We start from the raw sequence: 18,412 nt of genomic DNA on the forward strand, positions 1-18,412 counted from the left end.
CAATCCGGAAAAGGGTGCCCGGCTCGCCACCTATGCCGCCCGCTGCATTGAAAATGAGATCCTCTCACCGGCGCATCGTCCCCTGGAATTGGGCTGCTCCCGCCGGGACCGGCAAGGACTGAAAAAAATACCCGGAACTTCTGTTTATCCAGAGGTCCCGGGTTTTTTTATGAATCGGCCTGGCGGCCGCGTAGAAATTCCTGGATGGCCGCCACCGTCTGCTCCTGCTGTTCCTGAGTGGAAATCTCCGCAGGGGGATCCCCCTTCTGTGGCCCGTAGTTGCCGAATTGGGCGTGATTGCCCCCCTGGATCTCCACCACGTTTTCCGTGTAGTCCAGCTGATCCTCCACACTCTGGTTCAGGGAGCCGTAAATGGTAAGGGTGTCCTCCGGAGGATAATCGCCGTAGATGTACGCCCCCAGCAAAATCAGCCCGTCCACCTGGGCCCGGTGGTCGGCGGCAAACTGTGAGGCCATGGCACCGCCCATGGAGTGCCCCGCCAGATACCAGTGTTCCACCTCCGGGAATCGTTCCATCACATCCTGGGCGGCATCGGGGTCAAAAATCGCCATGCGGAAGGGCATCTCCACCAGGATGCAGGTGACGCCGGTGCGGCGGATCTGATCCAGAAGCGGCAGATAGGCAATGGCCTCCACTTTGGCTCCGGGATAGAAGATGATGGCGGTGTCGGTGGGAACCGAGGGGGAGAGGATCGTCATCCCATCCTCCACCGCCATACCGTCACCCCGGGCCATGACCTCCAGGGCCACATCCTGGGCCGGGTAATAGTCGGAGACATACCAGAAAAACGCCCCTGTCAGTGTTGCCAGCAGAAGGACTGCCCCCATGACGACCTTTTTCCCCCGTGATATGCTCTTTTTCCTGTTTGTGTTCAATTCCAATCACCTGCACCCCGCGCTTCAGCGGTCCTGCAAATACCGCCCGATGGTATAGCGGCCCCGCTTTTCGGTTCCCTTTCCGTATTGAATGGCCTCCTGCGGACATTCATGGATGCAGCGCAGGCACTGGTAGCACTGCCTGCCCCAGGCGGGCTTGCCGTTCATCAGGGAAATGGTTCCGGCAGGACAGTTCCGGGCGCAAAGTCCGCAGCCGTTGCAGGAATCCTCCGTGAAAAAAGCCTTGGTGCTGCGGGCAAACTTGTTGAAGCCAAAGTTCACAAAGCCGGATTTCAGCTTTGCAAGGGAGCCCTCCTCCACCCGATATACTGCTTTCCGCTGGATGATCTCCCGGGCCATGGTCTGGATGGCCTTCTCCGCCTCATGGATCTTCTGACGGGCCATCTGGTCGTCGTCCACATCCGCGCCCAGAATATAGTTGTTGGGCATCACCAGGCTATAGCTGCTGCGGAGAGGATACAGGGCGGAGAGCTTTTTCATGGCCAGTCCGGCCTCCTCCCCGCAGGTGCAGACTCCGAACGTAAAGGCGTTTGTTTTTTCCAGGGTCTTCACGAAGTTCAGCATGGGCTCCGGCACGCCCCAGGCATAGATGGGAAACACCAGCCCGATCTGCCTCTCATTCCGAATCTCCGGTGTTTTCTCAAGCCGGGAAATATCCCGGGTCTCATCGCCGGTAAGAGCCGCGATCTGCTCCGCCGCCCACCGGGAATTCCCGGTACCGGAAAAATAAAAAATCATGGTATCAGCACTTCCTATCGTTTCATTGGTATAGCGGCCCCTCCGGCTATCTTCCCGGCCGCCATCAGGCAGGGACATCTTTCCCCAGGGTGGAGGCCGCCAGGCAGGCAAGGCCGATGCCCAGCATGACCATGGCGTCCCGGCCTTCCAGCGCCTCCAGAATGGAGAGCACCGCCACGGCCACGCCCATGGCCAGCGCCACGCCCCGGAACACCGTGTTCAGGATCACGCCGGTCCTGCCGTTCTCCGGCAGTCTTCCGCACTTCCCCTGCATCAGCTCATCCACGGAAAGCCCCAACGCATCGGCCAGGGCAGGCAGCGTATGGATATCCGGGCAGGCAAGATCCCGCTCCCATTTGGAGACGGCCTTATCCGTCACGCCCATCTTTTCCGCCAGCTCCAGTTGGGTCATGCCCTTTTGCTTGCGCATCTCCGCTATTAACTTCCCCAGGGATTTTTTCATAGGTGGTCGCTCCTTTACACTTCTGGATACGTCTCATTGTACGCCGCGCTCCGGCGTTTCTCAACCGTCCGGCGGTTTCCCCCTCTCGACCATCAGTTTCGCCGGAGTAGAGCGGCACCATCAGGTGCGCTTTGCCTGTTCCACCACTTTTTCATAGGGGCCGATCATGGCTTCGGTCATCTTCCCCCTGGCCTTCTTCTGCACCGACGGAACCGCCATCAGGGCTCCCACCAGGCGCATCTGCCAGATGCGCTTTTTCTGCTTCTGGGGAAAATCGTAGATGCCGTGCTCCTTATAGAACTTGTGGTCGGCCTTCATAAGGCCCTGCATGACATAGATGAGATCCCGGAAGATCTTCATGCCTCCCACACCGTAGAAGTTGGCCGGACGGGTAAGTTTTTGCTCCATGGCAAAAGCCAGGTTGTCCGCCAGGGAGCGGATGTCCGCCGCTGTTTCGGCTTCATCCGTAGCCACGCCGGCCAAATAGTTGCCTCCCACCTCCGCCCGGCCCTCCACGATCATGCGCAGGTTGGGCTCACAGCGGTAGTCGCCGCTGATGAGATAGGCGATGGGGGTACCGTGGGTAACGGTGCGGTGGCCGTTGCAGAACTGCCGGTCATCAAAACACTTGAAGCTGGAGTGGGTGAAGTGATCGGAGATGGTAAAGGCGTACACAAAGCCGTCGGCGGTCTGGATGGTGCTGCGCAGAAAATCGTCAAACCCGTCCTTGTACACGCATTTGCCGGTAATGGCGCAGCCGAAGCAGCCCAGGCATCCGCCGCCGAAGGGGAACTCCCGGATATTCACCACCCGGCCCTCATAGGGCAGGGCACGGCGGAAATCGGCGATCATATTGGCAAGATTCCAGTCGTCGGGGGCACAGTTGGTGACGATGACCACATCCTTCTCCCGGCTCTTGGGCACGTCAGGCAGGGTGGCCTGATACGCGGCGCTTTCCCGGGCCGGAGCCTGGACGGGCGGTGTGACAAACAGGCCGTGTTGGCAGGAGAAGATCAGCTGGTCAAAGAACATCCGGGCGTCCTTTTGGCCCTGCACACTGAGGAGATCCTCCATGTCGGCGGACAGACCCCGGATCACTTTCATCCCCAGGTCAAAGCAGTTTTCCTCCACATACCGATGGGCGGTGACGTCGTAGAAGTGCTTGGAGGTGGTGATCTGGGAGGCGAACTTTCCGGCAAGATCCACCCCGTCGGCCTTGATGAGCTCTATCAGGCGGTGGAGCTGGTAAGGAGCGATAAAGGTGTAGACCGGGTAGCAGAACAGGATCAGCTCCGCCTGCTCCAGGGCGGAGCGCACCGGTGAAAAGTCCTTTTCATAGGCTTTGATGCACTGGCCCACCGGCAAAAACGTGAAGGTGTGTTCCGGGTGCAGGGCCTGCAAATACAGCGCCGTGTGGACGGTGGTGGAGTTTTTCCCCTTGGGGCTGGCATTTAAAACGAGAATCTTCATGACGGTTCCTCCAATTTGCGAAGCAGGCGGCAGTACCAGTCCCGTTCAAATTCCGCGGCGGCAATGCCGTATTCGATGGTATATCCCTGAAAGCGGAAGATCGTATCCCAGTCCTGTCCCGGAGGCAGCGGGGCCTCCCGCACCTGCCGGAACCGCTCCCGGATGGCCCGCAGCAGGGCGCCCGTCTCCTCCATCTGCCGGATGTAATCCCGGATGGCGGCGGTGCGGGAGTGAGGAGAGGCAAGCCCCAGGAAAAACATGCGGGCAAGCTCCATATTCTTCACCCTGTCCGCCTGCATGGGCTGGGCCACCCACCGGGAAAACGCGGCCCGGCCGGTATCCGTGATGGAATAGGTCTTCTTCCGCCGCCGGCCCTCCGTGGTCTCTGCAGCCGTGACATAGCCCTCCCGAACCAGCTTGCCCAGGGCCGCCTGGACGCTGCCGGCGCTGTGGGAACAGATGAGGGCCAGATTCTGTTTGATGAACTGCTGCAGCTCATATCCCGTCATGGGCGTGAGGATCAGCAGCCCCAGGATGAGATACTCCATAGGCGCCTCCAATATATCGAATAGAGATATTATACAGGAAGCGGCAGGATACCGTCAACGGAAAAAACAGGGCCGCCCGGAGGATTTCTCCTCTGGGCGCCCCTGCTGTTATGACTGCCGGCCAGACGCCTGCACCGCATCCAGCACCGCCTGCAGCAGCGCCAGTTTCTCTCCGGCAGGGCAGTCTAAATTGTCCATGATCCCAAAGACAGCCTCCGCATGGGCACCGGCCACCCGTCCCGCCAGAGCCTGCCTGCCCGCTTCCCCCTCCGGGACATGTACCGCCACTTCAACGGGTTTGCGCGTTTTCATTTTACTCCTCCTCTTTCCCCCTTTTCTTCCGGTTCCCAGCCTATGGCGGGAGCCCGTCCCATATGCCGGCATATCCGCCGCCGGATGCCACTAAAATGAAAGGAGATCACCCGGAGGGAGGAACATAGACCATGCAGCAAAACGAGGACGTGATCGCCGTCTACTCCCGCAAATCCCGGTTTACCGGCAAGGGGGAGAGCATCGGCAACCAGGTGGATCTGTGCCGGAGCTATATCCGCAGCACATTTGGAGAGCAGTATGCAGATCGCGCTGTGGTTTTCGAGGACGAGGGATTTTCCGGAGGCAATCTGAACCGGCCTGGCTTCCGGAAAATGATGGACGATGCCCGGGCGCATCAGTTCCGGGCCGTGGTGGTATACCGGCTGGACCGGATCAGCCGCAACATCAGCGACTTCTCCCACCTCATTGAGGAGCTGGGACGTCTGGGGGTGGACTTTATCTCCATCCGGGAGAGCTTTGACACCTCCAGTCCCATGGGCCGGGCCATGATGTACATTGCCTCGGTGTTCAGTCAGCTGGAACGGGAGACCATTGCCGAGCGTATCCGGGACAACCTCCACGAGCTGGCCAAAACCGGCCGCTGGCTGGGCGGCACCACCCCTACCGGCTACGCCTCCGAAAGCGTCCGTAACATCACCGTGGAGGGAAAGTGCAAAAAGGCCTGCAAGCTTAAACTGGTTCCGGAGGAAGCGGAGATCATCCGGAAGATCTACCACCTGTACAGCCGGACGGAATCTCTCTCTGAAACGGAAGCCCAGCTGCTCCGGGAGGGAATCAAAACCAAAACCGGACGGGATTTCACCCGGTTCTCCATCAAGGCCATTTTGCAGAATCCCGTCTATCTCATGGCCGATGCAGACGCCCGTCAATATTTTCTGGACCGAGATGCGGAGGTGTTTTCCCCGCTGGAGGCCTTCGACGGCCAGCGGGGCATTCTGGTCTATAACCGCACCCATCAGGCAAAGGGCCGCGCCACCGTGTACCTGCCCGTCAGTCAGTGGATCGTAACCGTGGGGCAGCATCCGGGTCTTATCCCCTCCGGAGTGTGGATCCGGACCCAGGAATCCCTGGAGCGCAGCAAGTGCAAATCATACCGAAAGCCCCGCAACAGCCGGGCGCTGCTGACGGGCCTGCTCCTGTGCCGCTGCGGCAGCCGGATGTATCCCAAAAACACCTCAAGGATCACGGATGACGGCCGGCCCATCTACACCTACGTCTGCAAAGCCAAGGAGCGCAGCAAGGGCAGCCTTTGCAGCTGCAGCAATGTAAGCGGCAACGCGCTGGACGCCGCCGTTCTGGAGCAGATCCGGGCTCTGCCGGAGGACACAGGTGCACTTGTCTCCCGGCTGAGTGCCCACAGGCAATTCTATGCCGGACAGCAGAACACGGATCTGCCGGCGCAGCTGCGGCGGCAGCAATCCGAGATCCAGCGCAGGATCCGCGCATTGATCGACTCCCTGCCGGAACTGGAGGACAGTGCCGCCGCCCTCCACGTAAAGGAGCGGGTGGAGGAGCTGCACGCTCAGGCGGCCACCCTGCGCTCCCGCCTTTCCGCCCTGGAGACTCCGCCCGGTCCGCAAGCGCTGTGGGGCCCCCGGCAGGACACCCTGGCCCGGCGGCTTGCTGGGCTGCAAAGCGCTCTGGATGCCCTGCCGCCGGAGCAGCTGCGATCTGTGATCCGCGCCGTAGTGGAAAAAGTGGTATGGGACGGCCGCCAGGCCCATGTGGTGCTGTGGGGCGCCGCCTATGAAGCCAGTCCGGCGGAACACCCCACTCTTCCGGAACAGACGCACTTGCGTGAGGATAGCAAATGAGATCCTGATGTATTTTCGCAGTCAGAAGAAACTGCAGGGGGATGTCTCCCTGTCCGACTCCATTGATACGGACAAAGAGGGCAACGCCCTGCAGCTGATGGACGTGGTAGGGGTGGACGACACCATGCTGGAAGATCTCCACGACCGGGACAGCGCTCTGCGTCTGCGGCAGCTGGTACGGGAAAGCCTTACCGCCCGGGAGGCGGAGATCATCCGCCTGCGGTACGGCCTGGGCGGCACGGTGCCCCTGACCCAGCGGGAGATCGCCTCCAGTTTCGGCATCTCCCGGTCCTATGTATCCCGCATTGAAAAGCGTGCTCTGGAGAAGCTGCGGGCCGGGTTGGAGGAAAATCCGGCTCATGCTGCCGCCAAACATTCTCCATTCCCACTGTCTTCCAGAGAAAACCGCTGAAATGTCCGGATTTTTCTCAGAAAATGACGTCAGCCCCTTGACTTCCCTGCTGGATATGATATGATGGCCAAAGAAGCAAACAAAATTTTTGCTAATCAAAAAATTTTTGTATAATGGGGGCACATTATGAGAGATCCGATCAAGTGGACTGACAATCACATGCCCGCCAGCGATGACCGCCAGCTGGGTATCATGTCCCTGAGCAACGTGGCCAAGGCCCGTTTCTTCCACAGCAGTTTTCCCCAGTACTCCATCACTCCCCTGGCCCGTCTGGACGGCATGGCCAAGTACCTGGGTCTGGCCGGATTGTATGTGAAGGATGAGTCCTTCCGTTTCGGCCTCAACGCCTTCAAGGTGCTGGGCGGCTCTTTTGCCATGGCCCGCTACATCGCCCAGCAGATGGATCGGGACGTCTCCCAGATGACCTATGACTATCTCACCAGCGCCGAGTTCCAGAAGGAGTTCGGCCACGCCACCTTCTTCACCGCCACCGACGGCAACCACGGCCGTGGTGTTGCCTGGGCCGCCCACAAGCTGGGACAGAAGGCCGTGGTACATATGCCCAAGGGCAGCAGCAAGGCCCGCTACGACAACATTGCCAAGGAAGGCGCCCAGGTGACCATCGAGGACGTCAACTACGACGAGTGCGTCCGCATGGCCGCCGCAGAGGCCGCCCAGACCAAGCACGGCGTGGTGGTACAGGACACCGCCTGGGAGGGCTATGAGGAGATCCCCTCCTGGATCATGCAGGGATACGGTACCATGGCCAACGAGGCTGCCGAGCAGCTGCGCCAGATGGGGGTCAACCGTCCCACCCACGTTTTTGTGCAGGCGGGCGTGGGCTCTCTGGCCGGTGCCGTGATCGGCTACTTTACCAACCTCTTCCCCAACGATCCCCCCAAGTTCATCGTCATGGAGGCCCGGGCCGCAGACTGCCTGTATCAGGGCGCTCTGGCCGGTGACGGCAATCCCCGGATTGTGGAGGGCGATCTGAAAACCATCATGGCGGGCCTTGCCTGCGGTGAGCCCAATATCCTCTCCTGGGATATCCTGCGCAACCATGTCTCCACCTTCGTCTCCTGCCCTGATTGGGTCAGTGCCCGGGGCATGCGGATGCTGGGCGTGCCCGTCAAGGGCGATCCCACCGTGATCTCCGGCGAGTCCGGTGCCGTGGGCATGGGTCTGATTGCTGCCCTGATGGAGACGGACGAATACAAGGATCTGCGGGAATATCTGGGACTGGATCGCTTCAGCCAGGTGCTGCTGTTCTCCACCGAGGGCAATACCGATCCCATGAAGTTCCGCAAAGTGCTCTGGGACGGCGAATATCCCACTGTCTGATGTTCAGCGGATCTGTCACAAAATGTAAAATAAAATACAAAGAGGACTGCGGAGCTTCCGCAGTCCTCTTTGTATTCAAAATTCGACGGTTTTCATACCGGTAGCTCTCAATAACGGCGCACCACGGCGCTGACCCGACCCAAGATGGTTGCATAGGTGCCGTCAATGGGCTGATAGGCCTCATTCTCCGGCAAAAGCCACACATGTCCGTTCTGGATGGAAAGCCGCTTCACAGTGGCCTCATCTTCCAGCAGTGCCACCACGATCTCGCCGGGATGGGCGGTGGACTGCCGGTGCACCACCACCAGATCGCCGGGGAGGATGCCCGCACCCAGCATGGACTCGCCCCGAACCCGCAGGGCGAAATACTCCCCCTGGCGGCCGCCGGTCTCAAAGGTCAAGTATTCTTCGATGCACTCCTGGGCCAAAATGGGACTGCCGGCAGCCACATTGCCTACCACCGGCACCCGGTCCTCCGGCTCCGGAGGCTCTGTCAGGGCGATGGCCCGGCCTTTGCCGGCCCCCTTCTCAATGACGCCCACTTCCTCCAGGTGCTTGAGGTGGAAATGAACCGTGGAGGGGGATTTGAGGCCTACGGCCTCTCCAATCTCCCGTACCGATGGGGAGTATCCCCGGGTGCGGATATACTGGACGATAAAGTCGTAGATCTTTTGCTGCATCTTGGAAAGCTCCGGCATGGGCAATCCTCCTCTCAGCCCGGTGTGGGGGGGTTCCCCGCCCTTGGCTTCTTTTGATTGATTGTACCACACTATGGAGCAGGATGCAACGTTTGTTCCATTTTTTGTTTCCCGTTTTTTGCGGAAATCCTGTTCTTTTTTTGAAATTACCCTTGAAATAGAGAACAAACTATGGTAGTATGAATATCTGTGAAACGACGTTTATGCCTGAGCGCATGACTGAATCTTTGGAGGTTATCTGATGGACGCTTTGGTTCTTGTAATTACGATTCTGCAGCTGCTGTGCGGCCTGGCCATCATTCTGGTGGTGCTGTTCCAGTCCGGTAAGAGTGCCGGCCTTTCCGGTGCCATCGGCGGCGTGGCGGATTCTTTCCTGGCCAAGAACAAGGCCAAGACCTGGGACGCCAAGCTGGCCCGCGCTACCAAGTGGATCGGCGCCGTGTTCCTGATCCTGACCATGATTCTCCTGATCCTGCAGGGCCGCACTGCTTGATTGCTCCATAAAAAACACCCGGCTGCAGCCGGGTGTTTTTTATCCCGCGATCTCCCGGTACATCACACCGGGCTGCGGCGTAATGCCGTTGAGGGCCAGCAGCTCCTCCACTGTCACAAAATAATATCCCTCCGCCTGGAGGGTATCCACGATCTCCAAAGCAGCATCCACGGAATCGGAGAAAAAATCGTGCAGCAGCACGATGTCGTTGGGGCCTGCCTCTTTCAGCACAGCCTGTACCACCGCCTCCGGAGAGAGTTTTGCCCAGTCCTCCGGATCCACCGTCCAGTGCACCAGCGGCACCTCCAGGGCGGCCCGCTCTGCCTCGCTGATGAGTCCGTACGGAGGGCGCACCCAGTAGGTACCCGATCCCAGAAGCTCCTGCAGCAGCGCATCCGTGCGCCGGAGCTCCTCCAGGTCGGCTGTAAGGCTTCCTGACAGCGTCACATGGTTCCAGGTGTGATTTCCCACCTGATGGCCCTCCGCCTTCATACGCAGCACCAGATCCTCATTTCCGGGGATCTGGCGTCCAATCAGAAAGAACGTGGCACTGGCTCCCCGCTCCCGCAGGCCGTCCAGCAGGCGCTGTGTGGTATCCCGGCGGGGCCCGTCGTCGAAGGTCAGGGCGATATAATGTGTCTCCTGTGTCAGATATGCGCTGCCGCTGGCCGCAATGGCACCAAACGCGTCAAAGCCCCCGCAGGCCAGCGGCAGCAGCAGCAACGCCAATGCCAGTATCCGTTTTCCCATGCACTTCCGGTCCTTTTATATGATAAGGCTAGTTTGCATCGCTGCCGCCGGATTATGTCCCTGCCGCAAACAAAAAGATCCCGGTTGTTCACAAACCGGGATCTTTTTGTAGATGTACATGATGCTATCAAAGGAATGCAAGCAAAAGGCCTCCGAAAAAATTCCACAAAATAATGGCCAGCACGATCCCGCCCACGATCTTGGCTGGATTCACTTCTTTTTTGGGTTTGTTCCACAGCCGTCCTGCTTCCATCACGATCTGGGGATTTGCCTGGCGCTGTGGGCGGGGCGCTGCCTTTCCTTTGATATACTCCAGCCCCAGACGGCGGCGCTGGCTGTCCTCGGCGTGGAACTCCCGATGAAGAAAGGAACCCGCGTGATTCGCCTCATTGAGCCCGTCCTTGCGGACAGCCATACCCTTTTTGATCCCGCTCCCATCCGGGCGGTTAAAAGAACCGCATTTGGGGCAAAAGGGATCATCCTGCCAGTCATAGGTCCTGCCGCACTCATAACAACGTACCTTGCCCATGGAAACTCCCCCCTTTATTTGGATTCTATCACAGTCACCGCCCGTTGAAAAGAGAAAACAAAAAAGCCCTTTGTCACAGGACCTAGGTTCCCATGACAAAGGGCTTTTCTTGTTCGGGTGGATTACACCAACTCGATCATAGCCGTCTCGGCGGCGTCGCCGCGGCGGACGCCGGTGCGCACGATGCGGGTGTAGCCGCCGTTGCGCTCAGCGTACTTGGGAGCGATCTCCTTGAAGAGCTTCTTGCACACATCCTCGCGGGTGATGAAGCTCATGGCCTGCCGGTAAGCAGCCAGATCGTTCTTCTTGCCGAGAGTAATCATCTTCTCAGCCAGGGGCTTGATCTCCTTGGCACGGGTGACGGTGGTCTCCATCTTGCCGTGATCCAGGAAATCCGTGACCTGCTGACGCAGCATCGCCATGCGCTGGTCAGTGGTCTTGCCAAGCTTGCGGGTTCCGGGCATTTCGGTTTTCCTCCTTGTAAGGATTTTGGTCAGCCGGGGGAAGCTCCCGCCGGCAATTCATCAGTTGTTTTCTTCGTCCGCCAGGTGAAGGCCCATCATCGCCAGCTTGTTGATGACTTCCTCCAGGGACTTGCGGCCCAGGTTGCGAACCTTCATCATCTCGTCCTCGGTCTTGGAGATCAAGTCCTCGACGGTATTGATGTTGGCGCGCTTGAGGCAGTTGAAGCTGCGCACGCTCAGATCCAGCTCCTCAATGGTCAGCTCCAGCACCTTATCCCGCTGGGCCTCCGCTTTCTCCACCACGGTGGGCTTACTGCCCACGTTCTCAGAGAGATCGGTAAAGAGCGTGAAGTGGTCGCACAGGATCTTGGCGCCCAGGGACACAGCGTCCCGGGCGGAGATGGTGCCGTCGGTCCAAACCTCCAGCGTCAGCTTGTCAAAGTCACTGGAAGCGCCCACGCGGGTGGGTTCCACCGTGTAGTTGACCTTGTAGACGGGAGTGTAGATGGAGTCCACAGCAATGGTGCCGATCACATTCTGCTGGGGCTTGTTGCGATCCGCGGACACATAGCCGCGGCCGTGGGACAAAGTGATCTCCATGTTGAGGGTAGCCCCATTGTCCAGAGTGGCAATGTGCATATCGGGATTCAGAACCTCGACCTCACCGTCGGACTTGATATCGCCGGCTGTGACTTCGCAGGGGCCCACCGCCTCGATATAGACCGTCTTCACGCTCTCGCTGTGCAGCTTCGTCAGGAGGCCCTTGATATTCAGGACGATCTCCGTGACATCTTCTTTCACACCGGGAATCGTGGCAAACTCATGCTGGACACCGGCGATCTTGATGGTGGTCGGCGCGGTGCCGGGCAGAGAAGAAAGCATAATACGGCGGAGCGCATTGCCCAGGGTCGTACCGTAGCCGCGCTCCAGCGGTTCCACCACGTACTTGCCGTAGGTGACGTCGCCAGGCGTCTCGACACATTCGATCTGGGGCTTTTCAATTTCGATCATGCAGTTACCCTCCTTCATCTTCTCATTGCGGCAATGCAGAGCATGCCGCCGGCAGTTCGTATCATCCTCGAGGGTATCCTCCGATTACTTGGAGTACAACTCGACGATGAGGTGTTCCTCGATGGGAAGATCAATATCCTCGCGGGCGGGTTCTGCGACGACCTTGGCCACATTGTTCTGATCCATTTCCAGCCACTTGGGGACCACGCGGGAAGCGTTGGCCTCCAGGGAGCCCTTGAACTTGTCCAGGCTGCGAGAGCCTTCCTTCAGTTCGATGACATCGCCGGTCTTCACCAGGTAAGAGGGGATGTTGACCTTCTTGCCGTTGACGGTGAAGTGGCCGTGGAGCACCAGCTGACGGGCCTCCGCACGGCTCATGGCAAAGCCCAGACGGTACACCACGTTGTCCAGACGGGTCTCCAGGATGGACAGCAGGTTCTCACCGGTCATGCCGGCCTTCTTGTTGGCCATCTCGAAGTAGTCACGGAACTGGCTCTCCAGCACGCCGTAATAGCGCTTGGCCTTCTGCTTCTCACGCAGCTGCAGGCCGTACTCGGAGAGCTTCTTGTTTCTCGCATTGCCGTGCATGCCGGGAACGTAACCACGACGCTCGAGGGAGCACTTGTCCGTATAGCAGCGGTCGCCCTTCAGGAAGAGCTTCTGGCCCTCTCTGCGGCAAAGGCGGCAGACTGCACCGGTATATCTTGCCATATTGCTTGTTACCTCCTCTTTCGATTACACGCGACGACGCTTGGGGGGACGGCAGCCATTGTGGGGGATGGGAGTGACGTCCTTGATCATGGTCACTTCCAGGCCCACGGCCTGCAGTGCGCGGATTGCAGCCTCACGGCCCTGGCCGGGGCCCTTGACGAAGACCTCAACGGTCTTCAGGCCGTGCTCCATAGCGGCGCGGGCGGCAGTCTCAGCCGCGGTCTGAGCGGCGAAGGGAGTGGACTTCTTGCTGCCACGGAAACCCAGTCCGCCGGAGGAAGCCCAGGAGATCGCGTTGCCCTGGCTGTCGGTGACGGTCACCATGGTGTTGTTGAAGGAAGAACGGATATGGACCTGGCCACGCTCGATGTTCTTCTTTTCACGCCGGCGGCGAATAACTTTCTTGCCGGATGCTTTTGCAGTTGCCATTGTTACGCTCCCTCCTTACTTCTTCTTGTTGGCAATGGTCTTCTTGGGACCCTTGCGAGTTCTTGCGTTGGTCTTGCTGCGCTGGCCGCGCACGGGCAGGCCCTTGCGGTGCCGGATGCCGCGGTAGCAGCCGATCTCAGTCAGACGCTTGATGTCCAGAGCGGTCTGGCGGCGCAGGTCGCCCTCAACGGTATAGGCGTCGATGGCATCACGCAGCTGCTGCTCCTCGGCGTCGGTGAGATCCTTGACGCGGGTGTCGGGGTTGATGCCTGTCTGCGCCAGGATGTCCTTGGCGCTCTTTCTGCCAATGCCGTAGATATAAGTGAGGCCGATCTCGATACGCTTATCCTTCGGCAGGTCAATACCGGCAATACGTGCCATACTCTTAAAGCACCTCCAATTAAATGTTAGCCCTGTCTCTGCTTATGCTTGGGGTTCTCGCAAATGACCATGATACGGCCTTTGCGGCGAATGACCTTGCACTTTTCGCACATGGGCTTCACGGACGGTCTTACCTTCATAGTTGATAACCCTTCCTTTCAGCGGTTTGTGTCTTTCGGTTACTGGGCGCCAGCTTACTTGCTGCGCCAGGTGATCCGGCCGCGGGTCAGATCATACGGGGACATCTCCACCGTTACCTTGTCGCCGGGCAGAATCCTGATGAAATTCATTCTGAGTTTTCCGGAAATATGTGCCAAAATCGTGTGTCCATTTCCAATGTCCACCTGGAACGTCGTGTTCGGCAGGGCTTCCACCACTACGCCTTCCACTTCAATCATGTCGGATTTTGCCAAACGTTATCCCTCCTGGTCCGGATGAACCTCCCCGCGGTAGGCCGCGAGGGTCCTGCGAAGCTCACTGTTGGTGATTCTCTCTTCGCCTTTAATTTTTTCAGAAAGGCGGCTCTCGTCTTCCGCCACAAACAACACGTGTCTGCGTTTTTTGCGCTTGGGCGACTCCACTTTCCTGCTCTTTCCGTCCGCCAGCAGGAGGTACTCCCCCTCCACCGCCAAAACGACGAAGAGTTTTCCCTTGTCCCGGCCGGCGTCGGATCTGACAATATTTGATTTCGCGATGTCCATACCTGTCCTCTCAGATAACGGGAACCGTCAGAATCTCCGGTTCTCCGTCTGTGACCAGAACGGTATTTTCATAGTGGGCCGCCCACTTTCCATCCAGCGTCTTGACGGTCCAGCCGTCACTCATCTGGCGGATGGCTGCCGAGCCCGCGTTTACCATGGGCTCGATAGCCAGGGTCATGCCCCGCAGCAGCCGCGGCCCTCTTCCGGGATGTCCGTAATTGGGGATCTCCGGTGCCTCGTGCATCTGGGCGCCGACGCCGTGGCCGACGTATTCCCGAACAACGGAGTAACCGTGACTTTCCACATACTGCTGAATGGCTGCGGAAATGTCCAGCAACCGATGTCCCTCCCGGGCGAACCGGATCCCCTCGAAAAAGCTCTGTCTGGTCACATCGATCAGATCCTGAGCCTCGGGGCTGATCTTCCCGCAGGGGAAGGTGGCTGCGCAGTCTCCGTGGAACCCTCCAATGTACGCACCCACATCAATGCTGACGATATCGCCCTCCTGCAGCACCCGTTTGCCGGGGATGCCGTGGATGATCTCGTCGTTGACGCTGATGCAGGCGCTGGCCGGATAGCCATTGTAGTGCAGGAAGGAGGGGACTGCGCCCTGTTTGCGGATAAAATGCTCCACCGCACGGTCGATCTCCTGGGTTGTTACGCCGGGCTTTACCAATTCCCCTGCATAAGCACGGGCAGCCGCGGTAATTTTTCCGGCACGGCGCATCAGTTCGATCTCATGGGAAGATTTCAAAGTAATCATACTTTATCTCCCCAACGCGCGGAGGATTGCCTGGGAAGTCTCAGCCAGCGTGGGCTGATTCTCCACAGACCGCAGGAGACCTCTCTCCGCATAGAACCCCTTGAGAGGTTCGGTCTCCTTATGATAGACCTCAAGCCGTGCCAGCACGGTCTCGGGTTCATCATCGTGACGCTGGATCAGCTTGCCGCCGCACTTGTCGCACACACCGGGGGTCTTGGGGGGCACCGCCACCAGATGATAGGTGGCGCCGCAGTGCTCGCATACCCGACGGCCCGCCATGCGCTCCACGATGGTCTCGTCGGAGATCTCGATGGAAATGACGTGGTCAAACTGGATACCAGCCTTCTCCAGGGCTTCCGCCTGGGCGATGGTGCGGGGCACTCCGTCCAGAATGAAGCCGTTCCGGCAATCGTCCTGGGCAAGCCGCTCCGTAATGATGCCGATGATGACCTCATCCGGAACCAGCTGGCCCGCGTCCATAAAGGACTTGGCTTTCAATCCTGTGGGCGTGCCATCCTTGATGGCCGCCCGCAGGATATTACCGGTGGAAATGGTAGGAATGTTCAGCTCTTTGCAAAGAACCTCAGCCTGAGTTCCCTTGCCGGCGCCAGGGGCGCCCAACAGAATCAGTTTCATTTTTGAAACGCCTTCTCTCTTACTCCAAGAAGCCCTTGTACTGACGCATCAGCATCTGGGATTCCAGTGCCTTGACCGTTTCCAGAGCGACGCCCACCACAATGATCACGGAGGTGCCGCCGATTCCCAGAGAAGCACTGCTCATCACCTTGCCCACGATCAGGGGGCAGATGGCCACGATGCCCAGATAGATGGCACCGAAGAGCGTGATCTTGTTGAGAACCTTACGAATGAAATCCACCGTGGGCTTGCCGGGCCGGAATCCGGGGATGAAGCCGCCCTGCTTCTTGAGGTTGTTGGCGATCTCCACGGGGTTGAACTGAATGCTGGAGTAGAAATAGCTGAAACCGATGATCATGATGAAGTACACCACCATATAGATGACGGACTTCGTATCAATGGCATCATAGATGGTGCGGGAGATAGTATCCTCAGCAGGGACACCGATGAAGCTCCACACCGTGATGGGCAGGGACGCAATGCTCTGGGCGAAGATGATAGGCAGAACGCCGGACATATTCACCTTCATGGGCAGATGCGTAGACTGGCCACCGTACATCTTCCGGCCCACCTGACGCTTGGCATACTGCACGGGGATCCGGCGCTCAGCGTCGTTGATGAACACAATGAACACGATGAGGGCCAGGATGCCCACCACCAGCAGCGTCACCCACAGCCAGTTGATGGCCGCCTGGCTGCCGTAGGCAATCAGAGAGGACACCATGGTGGGAACGCGGGACAGGATGCCGGCAAACAGGATGATGGAGATGCCGTTGCCAACACCGAACTCGGTGACCTGCTCGCCCATCCACATAACGAAGGAGGAGCCGGCGATGAAGCTGACGATGATCACCAGCGCATGCCAGATGGTGGGATCAGACACAGCCAGCAGGTTGTAGCGGACCATCATCATATAATAGCCGAAGCCCTGCAGGATGGCGATGGCCACCGTGGTATAGCGGGTGATGGACTGGATCTTCTTGCGGCCTTCCTCGCCGCCGTCCTTGGCCAGCCGTTCCAGAGCGGGAATGGCTACAGTCAGCAGCTGGATGATAATGGAGCTGTTGATATAGGGCTGGATGCTCAGAGCGAATACCGTTGCCTGGGCGAATGCGCCGCCGGACATGACGTTGTACAGGCCCAGGATGGTGGTTCCAAAGGCGTCAAGCTGCGCCTCCAGCGCGCTGACGTTGACATAGGGCACCGTGATGGCATTGCCGATCCGGAAGATCAGCAGAATGAGGAGTGTAAAGATGATCTTCTTCCGCAGCTCGGGGATACCCCACGCCTTGCGAATCGTTTGGATCACGTTACATCACCTCGGCCTTTCCGCCAGCTGCCTCGATGGCCTCCTTGGCAGACGCGGAGAAGGCAGAAGCCTGGACAGTGACTTTCTTGGTAACCTTGCCGTTGCCCAGCACTTTGTAACCATACTCACACTTGGAGAGGATGCCCTTGGCCAGCAGCGCCTCGGCAGTGACGGTCTCGCCGTCCTCGAAAGCGTTCAGGGCATTGAGGTTGATGACCTCCAGGGGCTTGGCGAAAATGTTGTTGAAACCGCGCTTGGGGATGCGGCGGGCCAGAGGCATCTGGCCGCCCTCAAATCCGATACGGACCTTGCCGCCGGAACGGGCCTTCTGGCCCTTGTGGCCGCGGCCGCCAGTCTTGCCGTTACCGGAACCAGCGCCCCGGCCCTTGCGGTATGCCTGCCGGACAGAGCCCTCGGCGGGAGACAGTTCGCTTAACTTCATGATACCGTGCCTCCTTACTTCACTTCAGTAACCTGCAGCAGATAGCCGATCTTGGCGATCTTGCCGCGGGTCTGGTCGTTGTCGGGCTGCACGGTGACGTCACCGATCTTGCGCAGGCCCAGGGAATTAGCGGTGGCAACCTGCTTCTCCAGGCGGCCGTTCAGGCTCTTGACGAGCTTAATATTTAAGTTTGCCATGTTCAGCGCCTCCTTAACCCACGATCTCTTCGACGCTCTTGCCGCGGATGCGGGCAACCTCTTCGGGGCCACGCATGTTCTTGAGGCCCTGGAAGGCGGCGGCGACAACGTTGTTGGGGTTGTTGGAACGCAGGCACTTGGTACGGATGTCCTTGATGCCCGCGGCCTCGACGACGGCACGCACGGCGCCGCCGGCGATCACGCCGGTACCGGGAGCAGCGGGCTTCATCAGCACGCGGCCAGCACCAGCCTCACCGATGGTCTCATGGGGAACGGTGCTGCCGGAGAGAGTCACGGTAATCATGTTCTTCTTAGCAGCCTCGATGCCCTTGCGGATGGCCTCGGGAACTTCGGCGGCCTTACCCAGGCCATAGCCGACCTTGCCCTTGCCGTCACCGACGACCACCAGGGCGGAGAATTTCATCACGCGGCCGCCCTTGACGGTCTTGGAAACACGGTTCAGGGACACGACCTTCTCGATATACTCGCTCTGTTCTCTTTCAAATCTAGGCATTTTAGTGGTTCCTCCCTCCGATTAAAACTTCAGGCCGCCCTCGCGGGCACCCTCGGCCAGAGCCTGGACACGGCCGTGGTACAGATAACCGCCACGGTCGAAGACCACGGTCTCGATGCCCTTGGCCTTGCAGCGCTCGGCCACCAGCTTGCCAACTGCGGTCGCAGCGGCCACGTTGCCGCCGTAACCCTCGATGGCCTTATCCAGGGAGGAAGCGGAAGCCAGGGTCACGCCGTTGACATCATCGATGACCTGGGCGTAGATGTTGGCTTCGCTGCGGAACACATTCAGACGCGGCATCTCAGGGGTGCCGGAGATCTTGGCGCGCACTCTCTTGTGGCGCTTCAG

At 59.1% G+C, this 18,412-nt stretch carries 27 protein-coding genes and 1 pseudogene; 4 read left to right on the top strand and 24 right to left on the bottom strand.

Annotated features, from left to right (window positions below; genetic code table 11):
• Positions 1–167: 167 nt before the first annotated feature.
• The 6 genes from ACT67G_RS09465 to ACT67G_RS09490 all read right to left on the bottom strand — a co-directional run bounded on the left by ACT67G_RS09465 (position 168) and on the right by ACT67G_RS09490 (position 4,448).
• Positions 168–848: an alpha/beta fold hydrolase gene (locus ACT67G_RS09465; protein WP_326214242.1), complete on the bottom strand. Its 681-nt coding sequence runs from the start codon at positions 846–848 to the stop codon at positions 168–170.
• Positions 849–920: 72 nt separating this feature from the next.
• Positions 921–1,655, bottom strand: a complete 735-nt coding sequence (locus ACT67G_RS09470; protein WP_443664074.1) for an EFR1 family ferrodoxin — start codon at positions 1,653–1,655, stop codon at positions 921–923.
• Positions 1,656–1,719: 64 nt separating this feature from the next.
• Positions 1,720–2,118 carry a helix-turn-helix domain-containing protein gene (locus ACT67G_RS09475; RefSeq protein WP_326214239.1) on the bottom strand — a complete coding sequence of 133 codons (399 nt, stop codon included), beginning with the start codon at positions 2,116–2,118 and terminating at the stop codon, positions 1,720–1,722.
• Between the two features lie 120 nt (positions 2,119–2,238).
• Positions 2,239–3,588, bottom strand: a complete 1,350-nt coding sequence (locus tag ACT67G_RS09480; protein ID WP_443664075.1) for an NAD(P)H-dependent oxidoreductase — start codon at positions 3,586–3,588, stop codon at positions 2,239–2,241.
• Positions 3,585–4,136, bottom strand: coding sequence for a PadR family transcriptional regulator (locus ACT67G_RS09485; RefSeq protein ID WP_326214235.1), 552 nt, complete (start codon positions 4,134–4,136; stop codon positions 3,585–3,587). The genes ACT67G_RS09480 and ACT67G_RS09485 overlap by 4 nt, the downstream gene beginning before the upstream one ends.
• A 108-nt stretch (positions 4,137–4,244) precedes the next feature.
• On the bottom strand, positions 4,245–4,448 hold the full coding sequence (locus ACT67G_RS09490; RefSeq protein ID WP_443664076.1) for a hypothetical protein: 204 nt from the start codon (positions 4,446–4,448) through the stop codon (positions 4,245–4,247).
• A 131-nt stretch (positions 4,449–4,579) separates the two neighbouring features.
• On the opposite strand from ACT67G_RS09490, the gene ACT67G_RS09495 reads away from it, so the two are divergent.
• From ACT67G_RS09495 to dpaL, 3 genes and pseudogenes are all read left to right on the top strand, one after another.
• Entirely contained in the window at positions 4,580–6,283 is a 1,704-nt protein-coding gene (locus ACT67G_RS09495) for a recombinase family protein (RefSeq protein ID WP_443664077.1), read from the top strand.
• Positions 6,273–6,695: pseudogene (locus ACT67G_RS09500) on the top strand (sigma-70 family RNA polymerase sigma factor); the annotation flags it as partial. The gene ACT67G_RS09495 and the pseudogene ACT67G_RS09500, both read left to right, overlap by 11 nt.
• Positions 6,696–6,821: 126 nt before the next feature.
• A complete protein-coding gene (gene dpaL, locus ACT67G_RS09505; RefSeq protein WP_443664078.1) occupies positions 6,822–8,036 on the top strand; it encodes a diaminopropionate ammonia-lyase in 1,215 nt (404 codons plus the stop codon).
• A gap of 107 nt (positions 8,037–8,143) precedes the next feature.
• Here the strand turns inward: dpaL and lexA are convergent, their stop codons facing one another.
• The gene (lexA, locus tag ACT67G_RS09510; protein ID WP_325246766.1) at positions 8,144–8,734 is read right to left on the bottom strand and encodes a transcriptional repressor LexA; all 591 of its coding nucleotides are present in this window, start codon (positions 8,732–8,734) and stop codon (positions 8,144–8,146) included.
• A 241-nt stretch (positions 8,735–8,975) separates the two neighbouring features.
• Between lexA and secG the strand changes: the two genes are divergently transcribed.
• On the top strand, positions 8,976–9,227 hold the full coding sequence (gene secG, locus ACT67G_RS09515) for a preprotein translocase subunit SecG (RefSeq protein WP_325246764.1): 252 nt from the start codon (positions 8,976–8,978) through the stop codon (positions 9,225–9,227).
• A 39-nt stretch (positions 9,228–9,266) separates the two neighbouring features.
• On the opposite strand, the gene ACT67G_RS09520 is transcribed toward secG, so the two are convergent.
• From ACT67G_RS09520 to rplR, 17 genes are all read right to left on the bottom strand, one after another.
• Positions 9,267–9,977: a polysaccharide deacetylase family protein gene (locus ACT67G_RS09520; RefSeq protein WP_443664079.1), complete on the bottom strand. Its 711-nt coding sequence runs from the start codon at positions 9,975–9,977 to the stop codon at positions 9,267–9,269.
• 127 nt (positions 9,978–10,104) lie between these two features.
• Positions 10,105–10,506, bottom strand: coding sequence for a hypothetical protein (locus tag ACT67G_RS09525; RefSeq protein ID WP_443664080.1), 402 nt, complete (start codon positions 10,504–10,506; stop codon positions 10,105–10,107).
• Positions 10,507–10,628: 122 nt separating this feature from the next.
• The gene (gene rplQ, locus ACT67G_RS09530) at positions 10,629–10,970 is read right to left on the bottom strand and encodes a 50S ribosomal protein L17 (protein WP_325246758.1); all 342 of its coding nucleotides are present in this window, start codon (positions 10,968–10,970) and stop codon (positions 10,629–10,631) included.
• Between the two features lie 60 nt (positions 10,971–11,030).
• Positions 11,031–11,981 (bottom strand): DNA-directed RNA polymerase subunit alpha, encoded by a 951-nt coding sequence (locus ACT67G_RS09535; RefSeq protein ID WP_443664081.1) that lies wholly within the window; start codon positions 11,979–11,981, stop codon positions 11,031–11,033.
• An 84-nt stretch (positions 11,982–12,065) separates the two neighbouring features.
• The gene (gene rpsD, locus ACT67G_RS09540) at positions 12,066–12,692 is read right to left on the bottom strand and encodes a 30S ribosomal protein S4 (RefSeq protein WP_325246754.1); all 627 of its coding nucleotides are present in this window, start codon (positions 12,690–12,692) and stop codon (positions 12,066–12,068) included.
• Between the two features lie 24 nt (positions 12,693–12,716).
• Positions 12,717–13,121 (bottom strand): 30S ribosomal protein S11, encoded by a 405-nt coding sequence (gene rpsK, locus ACT67G_RS09545; RefSeq protein WP_325246752.1) that lies wholly within the window; start codon positions 13,119–13,121, stop codon positions 12,717–12,719.
• 15 nt (positions 13,122–13,136) lie between these two features.
• The gene (gene rpsM, locus ACT67G_RS09550) at positions 13,137–13,502 is read right to left on the bottom strand and encodes a 30S ribosomal protein S13 (protein ID WP_235221236.1); all 366 of its coding nucleotides are present in this window, start codon (positions 13,500–13,502) and stop codon (positions 13,137–13,139) included.
• A 26-nt stretch (positions 13,503–13,528) separates the two neighbouring features.
• Positions 13,529–13,642 carry a 50S ribosomal protein L36 gene (gene rpmJ, locus ACT67G_RS09555; RefSeq protein ID WP_084235023.1) on the bottom strand — a complete coding sequence of 38 codons (114 nt, stop codon included), beginning with the start codon at positions 13,640–13,642 and terminating at the stop codon, positions 13,529–13,531.
• Positions 13,643–13,696: 54 nt separating this feature from the next.
• Positions 13,697–13,915 carry a translation initiation factor IF-1 gene (infA, locus tag ACT67G_RS09560; RefSeq protein WP_091127896.1) on the bottom strand — a complete coding sequence of 73 codons (219 nt, stop codon included), beginning with the start codon at positions 13,913–13,915 and terminating at the stop codon, positions 13,697–13,699.
• Positions 13,916–13,918: 3 nt separating this feature from the next.
• Positions 13,919–14,203, bottom strand: a complete 285-nt coding sequence (locus ACT67G_RS09565) for a KOW domain-containing RNA-binding protein (protein ID WP_325246745.1) — start codon at positions 14,201–14,203, stop codon at positions 13,919–13,921.
• Between the two features lie 10 nt (positions 14,204–14,213).
• Positions 14,214–14,966 carry a type I methionyl aminopeptidase gene (gene map, locus ACT67G_RS09570; RefSeq protein WP_325246744.1) on the bottom strand — a complete coding sequence of 251 codons (753 nt, stop codon included), beginning with the start codon at positions 14,964–14,966 and terminating at the stop codon, positions 14,214–14,216.
• 3 nt (positions 14,967–14,969) lie between these two features.
• Positions 14,970–15,602: an adenylate kinase gene (locus ACT67G_RS09575; RefSeq protein WP_325246742.1), complete on the bottom strand. Its 633-nt coding sequence runs from the start codon at positions 15,600–15,602 to the stop codon at positions 14,970–14,972.
• A 19-nt stretch (positions 15,603–15,621) separates the two neighbouring features.
• A complete protein-coding gene (gene secY / locus ACT67G_RS09580; RefSeq protein ID WP_443664082.1) occupies positions 15,622–16,911 on the bottom strand; it encodes a preprotein translocase subunit SecY in 1,290 nt (429 codons plus the stop codon).
• Position 16,912: 1 nt separating this feature from the next.
• Positions 16,913–17,353: a 50S ribosomal protein L15 gene (gene rplO, locus ACT67G_RS09585; RefSeq protein ID WP_325246738.1), complete on the bottom strand. Its 441-nt coding sequence runs from the start codon at positions 17,351–17,353 to the stop codon at positions 16,913–16,915.
• 14 nt (positions 17,354–17,367) lie between these two features.
• Positions 17,368–17,550, bottom strand: a complete 183-nt coding sequence (rpmD, locus tag ACT67G_RS09590) for a 50S ribosomal protein L30 (RefSeq protein WP_022288804.1) — start codon at positions 17,548–17,550, stop codon at positions 17,368–17,370.
• A 13-nt stretch (positions 17,551–17,563) separates the two neighbouring features.
• Positions 17,564–18,064 carry a 30S ribosomal protein S5 gene (rpsE, locus tag ACT67G_RS09595; RefSeq protein ID WP_325246735.1) on the bottom strand — a complete coding sequence of 167 codons (501 nt, stop codon included), beginning with the start codon at positions 18,062–18,064 and terminating at the stop codon, positions 17,564–17,566.
• A 21-nt stretch (positions 18,065–18,085) separates the two neighbouring features.
• Positions 18,086–18,412, bottom strand: a 327-nt coding sequence (rplR, locus tag ACT67G_RS09600) for a 50S ribosomal protein L18 (RefSeq protein ID WP_443664083.1), incomplete at its 5' end; no start/stop codon positions are given.

The sequence above is a fragment of the Dysosmobacter sp. genome (assembly GCF_052306735.1).
In the GTDB taxonomy this organism is placed as follows: Bacteria; Bacillota; Clostridia; order Oscillospirales; family Oscillospiraceae; genus Oscillibacter.